Here is a 13,322-nt window from a genome sequence, read left to right as displayed (position 1 = left end):
ATCACATGAAATATAAATATTGTGATCGGCTGGATATGCCCGGATTGCCAGGGAAACCCCCGGGGGAGTGGTGGAAAAATATTCGTCTGTGGATTGCGGACGTGGCGGTGGGGCCGCCTGTCCCGGCTCGGAAACGGGACCTCCGAACGGTCTTGTCCCGGTCACGTTCGTGCGGGACGTGGACTGGAAAATCCGGGTTTCGTGTGATCGGATTTCGAGTTTTTTTGTGTTGCTGGTTCACATATCCAGCGTGGCGCCGCCATCGACCCGCAGGTCGTGCAGGGTGATGTGGCTGGCCTGGTCGGAAAGCAGGAACAGGACGGCCCGGGCGATTTCGTCGGGGGTGGCGATCTTGGCCAGGGGGATGCCCAGGCGCCAGCGGGCTGGATCGCCGGCGATGACGGTTTCGCGCGAGCTGCCCAGCGCCCACATGGCCTGCTGCATGGCGGTGTCGGTGGAGCCGGGCGAGACGATGTTGACGCGGATGCCGTGCGGGGCGAGCTCCAGGCCCAGGCAGCGGGCGATCTGAGTGGCGGCGGCCTTGGAGGCGGCGTAGGCGGCCATGCCGGCGCGCGGGGTGGTGGCGGCGTTGGAGCTGACGACGGCGATAGCGCCGGCGCGACGTTCCCGCAGACGGCGGGCGACGGCGCGGCAGACGTGGAAGACGCCGGTGGCATTGACGGCGAAGCAGCGCGCCCATTGGGTGTCGTCCAGGTCGATGATGTCGCCCATTTCCAGGACGCCGGCGACGCTGGCCAGCCCGTGGAGCGGTCCCAGGGCGGACTCGGCCTGGGCGACGATGTGTTCGACCCGCGCGGCGTCGCGCACGTCCAGAGGGGCGGTCCACAGGCGGGCGGACGGGTCGGAGCCGCCGGCGGCGGCGTCCGTCGCATGCGCATGCAGGCGTTGCAGGCCGGCACCGTCGAGGTCGACGGCGGCCACGCGGGCGCCCCGGGAGAGCAGCTGGCGGGCGACGGCGGCGCCGATGCCGCTGGCGGCGCCGGTGACGAGGATGTGGCGGTCCAGGAAGTCGTCCTGGCGGTGCGCGGCCGGGCTGTCGCGGCCAGTGTCGGGCAGGGTGTTCATCGTGCGTGGATCTCTCGGGTGGACGGGGTCGCGGCGTCTTGCGCCAGGGCGCCGAGGATCTGGTCCGTGGTCAGGCTCACGCCGCAGCGGCGCGCGACGTGCGTGACGGCCATGCGGTGATCTTCCGGGCTGAAGTCCGCGCAGGCGTCGATGGCCAGGAAGGGCTGGACATCCTGCATGAAGGCCTCCAGCGCGGTGGCCATGCAGCCGATGTGGGCGTAGACGCCGGTGATGATGAGCTGGTCGCGGCCTTGCGCGCGCAGCCGTTCCCGCAGGTCTGAGCGCTGGAAGGCACTGTAGCGCCACTTGGTCAGCACGGTGTCTTCCGGGCGGGGACTCAGGGCCGCGACGATGCGCGCGCCGTCCTGGTGTTCCGGCGCGGTCAGGCCCGGCCCCCAGAAGTCGTTCAGCAGCGCCCGGTCGGCCTCGGGCTGCACGGGCGGCTGGGCGGTGTAGAACACGGGGATGCCCAGGTCGCGGCAGCGGTCGCACAGGTGGACGATGGCGGCGATCAGGTCGGGGATCGGCTCTCGCGCCACGTCATATTTGCCGAGGAAGTAATCCTGCATGTCGTGGATCAGCAGGGCGGCGCGGCGCGTCTCGGGGCGCCAGTCCACGCGGTTGCGCGCGGGCTCGCGGGGCATGGCGTAGGACGGCAGGGAGGGGATGCTCATGAAACGGAACTCCGGGAATAGTCTGTTCAAAGAAGCCCCGGGGCTCCTTTGAACGGGTCGAGCGGAAAGCAGATGCATGCGACGCGACGGCCTGTTCAAAGCAGGCCCAGAGCGTCCAGGACGGTGCGCAGCTTGTTGCCGGTTTCCAGGTATTCGAGTTCGGGGACCGAGCCGGGGACGATACCCGCGCCGGCCGACAGGGTGATCCGGCGACCGCGGGCGTGGGCGCAGCGGATGGCGACCGCCCAGGAGCCGTCGCCGGCGGCGTCGCACCAGCCGACGGCTCCGGCGAAGTAGCCGCGCTCGAAGGGTTCGAGCCCGGCGATGGCGCGCCGCGCGTCCGCCGTGGGCAGGCCGCAGACGGCCGGGGTGGGGTGCAGGGCGATGGCCAGGTCCAGGGCGCTGATGGCGGGATCGGCCAGTTCGCCTTCGATCGGGGTGCCCAGGTGCCAGAGCCGGGCGGTCGAAGTCAGGCCCGGCTGCGCGGGAACGTCCAGCGTGCGGCACAATGGCCGCAGCGCGGCCTCGATCGCCTCGACCACGACGGCGTGTTCCAGCCGGTCCTTGGGCGAGTCCAGCAGCGCCCGGGCGATGCGGGCGTCCTCGGCGGCGTCGGGGTGGCGCGCGGCCGTGCCCGCCAGGGGATGCACGCGCACCCGGCGGCCTTCCCGGCGCACGAGCAGTTCCGGGCTGGCGCCCAGGAAATAGTTCTGGCCGGCCCCGGACACGGGCAGCGCGTAGGTGTGGCCGTGCGGGCTGGCCCGCCACAGTCGCGCCAGGACTTCCGGCAGGTCCAGCGGGCGGTCCAGTTCCAGCTCCAGGGTGCGGGACAGCACCAGCTTGCGCAGGACGCCGTCCCGGCCGAGCCGTTCGAGCGCCGCGCTCACGCTGCGTTCGTACCCGGCCTGGCCGGGGTGCTCCCGGCGCTGGAGGATGGCGCCGCGCCGCGCGGGCGGCAGGTCCGGCGGCGCGGCGATGCGCCGCAGCGTCCGGGGCACGCGCAGCAGGGCAGGCGCCGGGCCGGCCGGGTCGTAGGGCAACAGACCCAGCAGCAGGGGACGCGCGTCTCTCGCGTTGCTCTCGGCGTCCGTGTCCGTCCCGGCGCGCAGTTCGGTCGCCTGCGCGAGCAGGCGGGCGGCGCAGGCGCTCACGTCCTCGCGGGGGGCTGCCTGCAGCAGGCAGCCCTGGCCATGAAACCCCAGACCCCGCGCGGTGAACAGGCTGTCGCCCGGCTGGAAGCCGGCCAGGTCGCCGGTGCGCGGATCCGGTGGCGTGCGGGCAAGCATATCCATGATCAGCGGTGGACCTCGATGCGCACCAGGCGGTCGCCGCGCGGGTCGTCCTTGCTCTTTTTCACCAGCACCCAGGCGTTGCCCTGCGGATCCAGCGCGATGTGGTTCGGGGCGGACCCGGTGTCCACCTGGGCCTGGACCATGCCATGCTCGTCCACGACGGTGACGGTGCCCGCGCCGCGGTTGGCGACATAAGCCAGGCGGTGCACTGGATCGAAGGCGACGTTCAGGGCGCCGGCCCCGGTCGCCAGGTGCCGCAGGACACGGCCGTCCCGGGCGTCCAGCACCGTCAGGTCGCCGGATTTCTGGGACGCCACGTAGATCCGCGACGCCTGGCTGTCCACGGCGATGCCGGAAGCGCCCTGGACGTCGGGCACGGTGTAGCGGGCAGCCTGGCGGCCGGTGGCCGTGTCGATGGCGAAGACTTCGGCCGTGTTCAGGCTGACGGCGTACAGGCGCTGGCGGTCGGCGTCCAGCGCCAGGCTCATCGGCCTGGGCGCTTCGCCGGCGCCGGAGAGCGTGATGCCGGGCAGCGGCTGCAGCGTGGCGCTGTCGAACACGTGGATGACGTTGGAGGCGGGCGAGGAGACGTAGGCGCGGTCGTGCGCGGCGTCGACCAGCACGTCGCGCGCATGCGGCGTCACGTCGTCGGGGAACTGCTTGACCAGGGACAGGTCCGATTGCCGGTAGACGGCGACCGAGCCGCTGCGGGTGTTCGTGGTCCAGACCTGGCTGCGGGCGTCGTCCACCGCCAGGCCGTAGACGGCCTGTACCTGGCCGTCCGTGCGGCTGGCTTGAGGGGCCGGGACGACGGAGGCGACGACGCGCAGGCTGGCCGGATCGATGGCGAGCAGGTGCGATTCTTTCACCGGCGGGCGGCCGATGGCCGAGGTCACGTACAGGCGCTGGGCGCGCACGCTGTAGGCGCCCTGGTAGACGCCCGGGAGCAGGTCGATGGACTGCGCCGTGACGGACCAGGTCGGCGCGGCGGCCGACGGGGTCGCGGGCGCGGATTGCCGCGCGTCCGGGCCCGTGGCCGCGCAGCCGGCGGCCAGGGCCAGGGCGGCGCCGGCCAGCAGGATGCGAACGCCGCGCCGCGGCGCCGGGTGGTGGATGATGTGCGTGTTCATGCGGTTTCCTCGTGCGATCGATAGGGCTGGAATGGGGTTCAGGCGGACGCGGCGGTCGTTTCCGCATGGTCGGCCGCCCGCAGGCTGGCGTCCAGCACGGGGGCGATGAGGGCCGTCGCGGCGGTGCCCGGCAAGCCGGCGTGGGTGCTGTCCACCGCATGGCGGGTCAATGCGCCGACGTGCGGCCGCCACATGTCCGGGTTCAGGCCGGAATCGGCGTGGTCCAGGGCGGCCTGGAAATGCAGCGCGGGGCCTTCGTAGCGCGCGTGCCGGTGGCCGCGCACCAGGCGGTTGGTGTGGCCGACGGTCTCGAAGACCGCGTCCAGCCGCGCGTCGGACAGCTCGCCCAGCGGATGGTCCCGGACGCGCAGGAATTCAACGACGCCGCGCCGGTTCAGGCGTTCCGGCGGCAGGGCGCCCGGGTCGGCGCCGGCGACGTGCAGCAGCGCCTTGTACAGATCCTCGGGGGCGGGCTCGGGGCGGTCCCGCCAGGCTTCGCAGGGATAGGCGTCCAGCAGGGCGATCACGCCCACGGCCCATCCGCGCGCCTGGAGTTCGGCGGCCACGGCCTGCGCCAGGATGCCGCCCACGGACCAGCCGGCCAGGTGGTATGGCCCTTCGGCCTGCAGCGACAGCACCCGGTCGGCGTAGGTCCGCGCCAGGGCGTCCAGGCTGTCGGCGGGCGGCTGGCCGTCCAGGGCCAGGGCGGACGCCTGCAGGCCGTGGACCGTGCGCGGCGTGGGCAGGGCGCGGGCCAGGGCGCCGTAGCACCAGGACAGGCCGCCGGCGGGGTGGATGCAGAACAGCGCCGGCCGGCCGGCGGCCTCGCGCAGGGTCACGACGGAGCCGAAGCCGGCCTGCGCGGCGCCGGTCGCGCGCGCGTCCTCGTCTTCCAGGTGGGCGGCCAGGCGCGCCACCGTGGGGTACTGGAAGACCGCGCCCAGCGACAGGTCGTGGCCGTCGCGCAGCGCCAGGGCCAGGTGCGCCGCCAGCAGCGAATGCCCGCCCAGGGCGAAGAAATCATCGTCCGCGCCCGGCGGGTCCGGCAGCCCCAGCACGGCGCGGAAGGCCTCGGCCACCCGGCGCTCGGCCGCGGTGCGCGGGGGCCGCGCCGCGCACCGGACCGGGAGATCGGGGGCGGGCAGTGCCTTGCGGTCGAGCTTGCCGTTGGCCGTGACCGGCAGTGCGGCCAGCGGCACCCAGGCGGCCGGTGCCATGTAGTCCGGCAGGCGATCGGCTATGTGGGCCGCCAGGACATCGCGGTCGAAGGGGCGGCCGGACTCGGGCACTACGTAGGCCGCCAGCAGCGCCTGGCCGGGCCGGTCCTCGCGGGCCAGGACGGCCGCCCGGGCGACGTCCGGGTGGGAAGCCAGCACGGCTTCGATCTCGCCCAGTTCGATGCGTTGGCCGCGCAGCTTGACCTGGTGGTCCAGGCGGCCCAGGTAGACCACCGCGCCGTCCTCGCGCCGCGCGGCCAGGTCGCCGGTGGCGTACAGGCGGTCGTCCGGCAGGCCGGCCGGAGCCGGGATGAAGCGCTCGGTCGTCAGGTCGGGCCGGCCCAGGTAGCCGACCGCCAGTTGGCGGCCGCCCAGGTAGAGCTGGCCGGGCGTGCCGGGCGGCACGGGCCGCAGGCGTTCGTCCAGCACGTGCAGCCGGGTGTTCCAGACCGGCCAGCCGATGGGGACGGGCTGGCTGTCGTCGTCCGCGCCGGCCGGCCAGTACGACACGTCCACGGCGGCCTCGGTGGGGCCGTACAGATTGTGCAGTTCCGCCCGGATCGTGCGGTGGAAGCGGTCGCGCAAGGCGGCGGGCAGGGCCTCGCCGCTGCAGAATACCAGGCGGGCCTCCAGCCCGCGCGCGGCGGGCTCGTCCAGTACGGCGGCCAGCATGGACGGCACGAAGTGCAGCACGGTGATGCGCCGTTCGCGCACCAGGCGGCACAGCCAGGCCGGGTCGCGGTGCGCGTCGGGCGGGGCGACCACCAGGCGGGCACCGCTCAGGAAGGGCAGGAACAATTCCCAGACGGACACATCGAAGGTCGCCGGGGTTTTCTGCAGGATGCGGTCCCCCGGCCCGATGGCGTAGTGCGCGCGCATCCATTCCAGCCGGTTGACGATGGCCGCGTGGGACACGATCACACCCTTGGGCGCGCCGGTCGAGCCGGAAGTGTAGATCACGTAGGCCGGGTCTCCGGGGCTGGCGCCGGCCGTCGCTTCGGCCATCGGTCCGGGCGCGCCGGCGCCGGACCCGGACGGGGCGACCGCTTCATCGGTGTCGCCCAGCGTGTCCGCCGTCAGCGGCCGGGTGCGCAGGCCGTCGCACAGTCCGGCCGGGCCGATCAGGACGCGGGCGCGGGCGTCGTCCAGGATGCCGCGCAGGCGCGCGGCCGGCTGGCGCGGGTCCAGGGGCAGGTAGGCCGCGCCGCTGCGCAGAATCGCCAGCATGCACAGTACGCGCCGCGCCGAGCGCGGCAGGGCCACGGCCGCCAGGACGCCCGGGCCCGCGCCCAGGGCGCGCAGGCGTCGCGCCGCGCGCGCCGTCCAGGTGTCGATGTCGGCATAGGTCCAGGCGCCGGCGTCGTCTTCCAGGCCGACGCGATCGGGCTCGGCGCGCAGCCGGTCGCGGATGCGTGTCCAGAGCGTGCCGGCGGGAATGGGGTGGTCGGTGCGGTTGGGGGCCATCGCCCAGCGCTCGTGCTCGTCCGTCGTCAGGGTGGGGACGCCGGCCAGGCGGGGGGCGGTCAGGGAGGCCGCCAGGAAGGCTGTCAGGCGCCGCAGGTGGGCCCGGGCCTGGTCCGGGGCGTACAGGGCAGGGTTGGCCTCCAGTTCGATGCGCAGGCCGCCGCCGTCGGGCGCCGCCCGGAAACTGATGGTCAGGTCCTCGACCGGACCGGTGCACAGCACGGCCTGCGAGGCGTCCAGGCCGGCGGCCTCGTAGGGGGTATCGAAGGGCAGGATGTTCAGGATCGGGCCGTGCAGGCGCGGCAGACCGCCCGGCAGCGCCAGGTCGCGGCGCAGGTGCTCGGCGCGGTAGCGGCTGTGGCGACGCAGGTTGCGCAGCGACCGGGCGGCGTCCCGCAGGGTTTCGGCCAGCGGGGCGTCCTCGTCCGGGGTCCAGGTCCAGGGCAGCACGTTCATCACGGTCGCCACGGCCCGGGCGCTCTTGCTGCCCAGGCGGCCCATGGCGGGCACGCCCGTCACGCATCCGGACGGCCCCAGGTGGCGCGCCACGTAGGCGGCGCTCAGGGCGGTGAGGATGTCGGGCCAGCCGATATCGGTGGCGGCTTCCAGGGCCCGCAGCGCCTCGGCCAGCGCGGCGGGCGCGTCGAGTTCCATGCGCAGGCAGTCGTGGGCGCTCAGCGCCGACCCCGCGGCCAGGCTGGCGGCGGGCACGTGGCCCGCGCATTGGGCCAGCCAGAATTCGCGGGCCTGCGCGCGCTTCGGATCGGCGCGCCAGGCGCGGTCCTCGTCCCAGACGGGCGCCAGCGGCGCCAGCGGCGGCCCCCAGTCGGCGTCGTCCTCGCCCAGCGCCCGGTACAGGCGGATGGCGCGGCCCTCGATCAGGGCCATGCCGTAGCCGTCGGCGGCCAGGTGGTGCACACGCTGGTACCACAGCGTCAGCGCCGGGCCGCACAGGAACAGGACCTGGCGCGAAAGCGGATCGCGCACGGGGTCCACGGGTCGCCGCAGGTCGACCCGGATCCAGTCGTCCGCCTGCGCGCGCGCCTGCGTTTCTGGCAGGCGGCTCAAGTCGCGGATCTCCAGGCGCGGCGCGCGCGCGGGGTCGGTGCGTTGCGCCGGGCCGTCGGGGCGGTCCTCGAAGCGCAGGGACAGGGACTCGGCCTCGGCCAGCGCCTGGTTCACGGCCCGCTCGAAGCGCGGCACATCCAGCGGGCCGCGCAGCGTGGTGCAGTGCGCCGGGTTGAAGATCGGATTGGACGGGTCCAGGCACTGGGCGTACCACAGGCCCTCCTGAGCCTCGGTCAGCGGCGCCCAGGCCGAAACGGCGGCGTGCGGGGCCTGGGCCATGCCGCCGGCTGCCGTCTGTTCGGGTTGCCGGTTCATGCCTCGCGCGCCTGGCCGCGCGCCACGATCGCCCACCAGTGCGCCAGGGTGGCGTCGGCGGCGAGGTCGGCGAATTCCAGCCGCGCGCCGGTCGCGCGCCATTGCGAGGCGAGCTTCATCAGGCGCATGGAATCCAGGCCCAGGTCCATCAGGTTGTCGTCGTTCCGGATCTCGTCGGGCGATTCATGCAGCATGCGTGCGATGTCGGCGCGCATGGATTCGAGGCTGAGGGCGGTCATGTCGGTGGTACGTATCGGTGAAAGGTCGGGCGCCGGGCTCACTGCGCGGCGCGTTCCCGCTGTTCCTGTTCCAGCAGTCGGGCGCGCAACTGGGCGCGCAGGGCTTTGCGGCTGATCTTCAGGGCGGCGGTGGACGCGAACCGGTCCACGAACACGATCTGGTCGGGGACCTTGAAGTCGGCGATTCCGCGCGCGCGGATCCAGCGCTTCAGGTCCGCCGGACGCGGGCGCTCGCCCTTGGGAATGACGAAAGCGCAGCTGCGCTCGCCCAGGTATTCGTCCGGCACGGACACGACGGCGGCGTCGAAGACCCGAGGGTGCGACAGCAGGTGGTCCTCGATCTCCTCGGCGGAGATCTTCTCTCCGGCGCGGTTGATGTGGTCGCCGGCGCGGCCCTGGACTTCCAGGCAGCCCTCGGGCGTCATGCGCACCACATCGCCGGTGCGGTAGTAGCCGTCCTCGGTGAAGGAGCGCGCGTTGGCCGACGGGTTGTCGTGGTAGGCGCGGATCGTGTACGGGCCGCGTGTCAGCAGGTGGCCCGCCTGGCCCGGCTCGACCGGCCGGCCCTCGTCGTCCAGGATCAGGATCTCGTCGTCGGGGCTGATCGGGCGGCCCTGGGTGTGGATGATCAGCTCGTCCGGGTCGTCGAGACGGGTGTAGTTCACCAGCCCCTCGGCCATGCCGAAGACCTGCTGCAGCGTGGCGCCCAGCGTGGGGCGCACGCGGCGGGCGATTTCCGCCGACAGCTTGGCGCCGCCCACCTGGATGGCGCGCAGGCTGCCCAGGTCGCGCCCCGAGGCGGGCGCGCGGTCCAGCCATTGCAGCAGCAGCGGCGGCACCAGGCTGGTGACCGTGACGCGCTCGCGCTCGACCAGCGCGAAGGCCGACTCCGGATCGGGCGAGGGGCAGAGCACCACGCGTCCGCCCGCGTACAGCGTACCCAGGAATCCGGGCGAACTCATGGGAAAGTTGTGCGCGATCGGCAGCGCGCCCAGGAAGACGGTGTCCGCGTCCAGCCCACAGATGCGGGCGGATTCGCGCAGAGTGTAGATGTAGTCGTCGTGCGTGCGCGGGATCAGTTTGGACAGCCCCGTGCTGCCGCCGGAAATCTGCAGGAAGGCGACGTCCTGGCCCTGCGAGACGCTGGCCGGGACGGCGTCGCCATCGGTTGCGTAGAGCGCGTCCAGGCGCGGGAACGGGTCGGCCGGGGCCGGTTCGGCGGATGCGCCTTGCGGGGTGCCGGCGGGTTCGGCGATCCAGACGTGCTCGACGCGCGGCTGGCGCGCCTGGAGTTCGCGAGCCAGCGCCGTGTAGTCGAAGCCGGCGTGCGCGGCGGCTGAGACGTAGGCGCGCGCGCCCGAGCCCCGGGCGAAGTGCTCGATCTCGGCGATGCGGTGCGCGGGCAGGGCATAGACCGGGATCAGTCCGGCGCGGAACAGGCTCATCACCACGGCGATGAAGTCGGGGATGTTGGGCAGGTGCACCAGCACGCGGTCGCCCTGGCGCAGTCCGGCGCGCAGGAACCCGGCCGCCAGGGCGCTGGCGCGCCGGTCCAGTTCGGCGTAGGTCCAGCGCTGGTCGCCGCCGACCACGGCCAGGCGGTCCGGGTGGGCCGTGGCGCGTTCGCGCAGCCAGGCGCCGAAGGTCTCGTTGCGCCAGTGGCCGGCCGTGCGGTAGCGGGCGGCGAACGCCTCGGGCCAGACCTGGACGGGGCGCGGCGGTTCGTCGGGCGCTCCTTCGGCAGGGCTGGGGGCGGGCGGGAGGGATGGCATCGTCATAGTTCAGGCGCCAATGATCTGAGTATGATAATGAGAATGATTATAATCCATGAGAGCTCGGGATCCAGTCCATGGATTCAGCTTGCAGTCAGATTTCCGGGCCGGTCCGTGGCGTTCGTCCGCGAATCCTGTCCCCGGCGCCGGTCGGTCGATCCGGCCCGTCAGTCCGGTCCGTCGATCCAGTCGGCCAGCGCCAGCGTCCTCAGCGACCAGGCGTCGGGAGGCGGCGCGTCATGGCGGCCGGAGCCGCACGCGGCAGGCATGGGTGGCGCCGCGCCTCGCAGGCACAGGGCGGCGCAATGGTCCGGGAATGCCCACAGCAGCCGCACCCACAGGCCTTCGACCTCGGGCCGGCCCGAGACCGGCTCCCAGCCCGTCGCTTCGGCGACCGCCAGCCGCAGGGCTCCGGGCCCGGCCGCCAGTCCCAGGCCGCAGGTCTTGAGGATCGCCTCGCGGCGGACCCATTGGGCGCAGAAGGCCTGGGGATCGGGCGCGATTCCGGGGCCGCCTGGAGCCGGAAGCGGATGGCCGGTGGCCAGACGCCACAGGTCCGCGTCCACGTGATCAGGGCAATGTTCCACGTCCACGCCCAGCGGCCCGGGGCCGACGCCGACCAGGACGAGGTCGCCGCTGTGCGCGATGTTGAAGTGCCAGGCGGAGTGCGTCGTGCCGGGCGCGGGGGCGCCGCCGCCCGGGCTGGGCGGTTCGCCCGGATCGCCGCCGGCCAGCATCGGCTTGCCGCGCGGCCCCGCGCGCAGGGGGACGTTCTCGGGGGCCAGGTCCAGGCGCCGGCCCAGGAGGCGGCGGGCCAGGGCGCGGCCGATCAGGCTGCGCAGGCGGTCGTCGGGGCGGCGCAGGCGGTCGATCCAGCGCCGTTCGGCCTCGGGCAGGTCCCGGCGCAGGCGCGCGGCTCCGGCTTCGTCCGGCAGTCCACGGGACAGGACCAGCCGGTACGGGGCGGAGGTGTCCGGGGCGTGCATGATCGGCCTGGCGGCGGATGGCGCCGTCCGGCGCGCGTCAGGCAGCGGCGAGCGTCAACGCCCGCCGCGCGCTGGCTTGCAGCGCATCGCCGTGGTGGGTGCCGTCCAGGCGTTCCAGCGAGCAATCCAGCCAGGGAATGTCCACCAGGCGTCGGCACAGCGTCTCCAGCCGGGGCAGGGTCGGGATGCCGTCGGCCGGGCGGCGCGGGTTCGCGGGGTCGAGGGGCCGGGGAAACCAGCGCTCGTCCGTGCCGGCCATGAGCGTCAGCCGGACCCGGGACGCCGCCGGGTGCGGGTGGGGCGCGCCCTCGGCGGGGCCGGCCCGATGGGTGCCCGGGCCGGAAGGCAGCGCGCACGGCAGACCGTCGAGCAGGGCCTCGATCCGTCCTTCGCGCCACCAGAGAGAGGGGCTGGCGCAGATCGTGTGGGCGAATCGGCCGGGATGGCGGACCAGCGCGTAGAGCGCGCACAGGCCGCCGTAAGAGTGGCCATACAAGCTCAGGCGGACCGGATCCAGGGGCGCCTGGGCGGTCGCCCAGTCCAGCATGGGGCCCAGCAGCGCGTCCAGGAACGCGTCCGCTCCGCCGCATTGCCATTCGGGCCGGCGCGGATCGGGCCAGCGGCCACCGCCGGGCGCGGGCGGCGTGAAATCCAGCGCGCGCCGCGCCAGGGCCTGCGCCTGGGAACCGGCCCGGGCCGGCACGCCCCGCCTTGCCAGCCGGGGCGGAACGGGGCCATGCCGGCCGCCGTGGCCCGGAATCAGCACGGCGCAGGCCGTTCCGCCTTCGGGTGGTGGGTTTTGGGGCCAGACCCAGTCTCCATCCAGCAGGACCAGCAGCGGCCAGCCGTCGCGGGGCGGACGTCCGTCCGGCACGTGCAGGCGCAGGCGGCGAGCGTCGGGTACGCCAGCGGCCAGCATGGTTTCCCGCGGGCTCATCGGACGGACCCGGTTCCGGGCTTCAGATCGACCAGATACGTGCCTTCCAGGGGGACGGCCAGGAACCGTTCGTTGATTTCGCGCAGTGTCCCGGCCGGATCCATGTCGGCGAAACGGTCCGGATGGATCCAGTGGGCCAGGGCCTCGATGAACACCACATGCAGCGGTGAATCGTTGAAGGCGTGCCAGATGCCGTGGCTGTTGCCCGAGCGTACCGCCGGCAGCGCGTCCAGGCGGTTGGACTCGATCAGGTGCGCCAGGCTGGCGCGGGCGCCGGCCTCGGTCACCCCGGCGCCGATCGCCAGGCCCGCGCCTTTGCGCGCGCCGGTGCCGGTGGCGACGTAGACCTGGGGCGCGCGCGCATTGATGTATTCGAAGTTCAGCTTGCCCGTGGCCGCCTTGAGCACGTCCGCGCCGATGTTGTGGCCGCCCGCGTAGGCGATCATTTCATTGAAGGTGCCTGTGCCCGGTGAGTTGCAACAATCGGTGCTGCCCGCGTGAGCATGGACGAAGACCGGCGGGCGGCGGTCCGCGGGCAGGTCCGCCAGCCGTTCGGCGACGGCGCGCATGTGCCGCTGGTAGAAGTCGATGAAAGCCTCGGCGCGGTCCCCCTGGCCGATGGCATGGCCCAGGGCGCGCAGGCTGGGCACGGTGTTTTCCATCGGCCGGATGAAGAAGTCGATCACGATCACCGGCACCCCGGCGGCCTCCAGCCGGCCGATCAGCGGCGACTCGCCGGCTGGTTGTCCGGGAGCCAGGCCGGCGAAGGTGGCGGTCATGACCACCAGGTCGGGGCGCAGGGCCAGCGTGCGTTCCACCGAGAACGAGTCCGGCGTGTGGCGCCCCACGACCGGCACCTGCGCCAGGGCGGGGAAGCGCTTCAGGGCGGCCTGGTAGTCCGGCGCGAACGAGGTCCGCAGTTCGTCGGACCAGCCCGCCAGCAGAGCGGCGGGATCGGGCGCCAGCAGGGACAGTACCTGGAAATGCCGCGCCTGCGCCAGCACGACGCGGTGCGCGGGACCGGGCAGTGTGACCCGCCGGCCCAGGACGTCGGTGACCTGGATGGGGGCGGCCGTCGCCGCGCCGGCCAGGCAGGCCAGGCCCAGCAGCAGGGCGCGTAGAGAGTTCAGGAAGAAGGGCAT

Annotated in this window: 10 protein-coding genes; all 10 read right to left on the bottom strand. The window is 73.5% G+C overall.

Annotation, left to right across the window (positions count from 1 at the left end; all coding sequences use genetic code 11):
• Positions 1-237 precede the first annotated feature (237 nt).
• The 10 genes from ACTPOE_RS11795 to ACTPOE_RS11750 all read right to left on the bottom strand — a co-directional run bounded on the left by ACTPOE_RS11795 (position 238) and on the right by ACTPOE_RS11750 (position 13,322).
• Entirely contained in the window at positions 238-1,086 is an 849-nt protein-coding gene (locus ACTPOE_RS11795; RefSeq protein WP_458872360.1) for a 2,3-dihydro-2,3-dihydroxybenzoate dehydrogenase, read from the bottom strand.
• Complete coding sequence (locus ACTPOE_RS11790; protein WP_458872359.1) at positions 1,083-1,760, bottom strand: isochorismatase family protein; 678 nt, start codon at positions 1,758-1,760, stop codon at positions 1,083-1,085. Before ACTPOE_RS11790 ends, ACTPOE_RS11795 begins: the two co-directional genes overlap by 4 nt.
• A gap of 95 nt (positions 1,761-1,855) precedes the next feature.
• A complete protein-coding gene (locus ACTPOE_RS11785) occupies positions 1,856-3,052 on the bottom strand; it encodes an isochorismate synthase (protein ID WP_458872358.1) in 1,197 nt (398 codons plus the stop codon).
• Positions 3,053-3,054: 2 nt separating this feature from the next.
• On the bottom strand, positions 3,055-4,182 hold the full coding sequence (locus ACTPOE_RS11780) for a YncE family protein (RefSeq protein ID WP_458872357.1): 1,128 nt from the start codon (positions 4,180-4,182) through the stop codon (positions 3,055-3,057).
• A gap of 38 nt (positions 4,183-4,220) precedes the next feature.
• Positions 4,221-8,246, bottom strand: a complete 4,026-nt coding sequence (locus ACTPOE_RS11775) for an amino acid adenylation domain-containing protein (RefSeq protein ID WP_458872356.1) — start codon at positions 8,244-8,246, stop codon at positions 4,221-4,223.
• Positions 8,243-8,485 carry a phosphopantetheine-binding protein gene (locus tag ACTPOE_RS11770; protein WP_458872355.1) on the bottom strand — a complete coding sequence of 81 codons (243 nt, stop codon included), beginning with the start codon at positions 8,483-8,485 and terminating at the stop codon, positions 8,243-8,245. Before ACTPOE_RS11770 ends, ACTPOE_RS11775 begins: the two co-directional genes overlap by 4 nt.
• Before the next feature lie 38 nt (positions 8,486-8,523).
• Entirely contained in the window at positions 8,524-10,257 is a 1,734-nt protein-coding gene (locus ACTPOE_RS11765) for a (2,3-dihydroxybenzoyl)adenylate synthase (protein WP_458872354.1), read from the bottom strand.
• 167 nt (positions 10,258-10,424) lie between these two features.
• Positions 10,425-11,243, bottom strand: a complete 819-nt coding sequence (locus tag ACTPOE_RS11760) for a 4'-phosphopantetheinyl transferase family protein (RefSeq protein ID WP_458872353.1) — start codon at positions 11,241-11,243, stop codon at positions 10,425-10,427.
• Positions 11,244-11,280: 37 nt separating this feature from the next.
• Positions 11,281-12,180 (bottom strand): alpha/beta hydrolase, encoded by a 900-nt coding sequence (locus tag ACTPOE_RS11755; protein WP_458872352.1) that lies wholly within the window; start codon positions 12,178-12,180, stop codon positions 11,281-11,283.
• Positions 12,177-13,322, bottom strand: coding sequence for an ABC transporter substrate-binding protein (locus ACTPOE_RS11750; RefSeq protein ID WP_458872351.1), 1,146 nt, complete (start codon positions 13,320-13,322; stop codon positions 12,177-12,179). Before ACTPOE_RS11750 ends, ACTPOE_RS11755 begins: the two co-directional genes overlap by 4 nt.

The sequence above is a fragment of the Castellaniella sp. WN genome (assembly GCF_054457555.1).
This window is presented reverse-complemented; position numbering and strand designations above follow the sequence as displayed.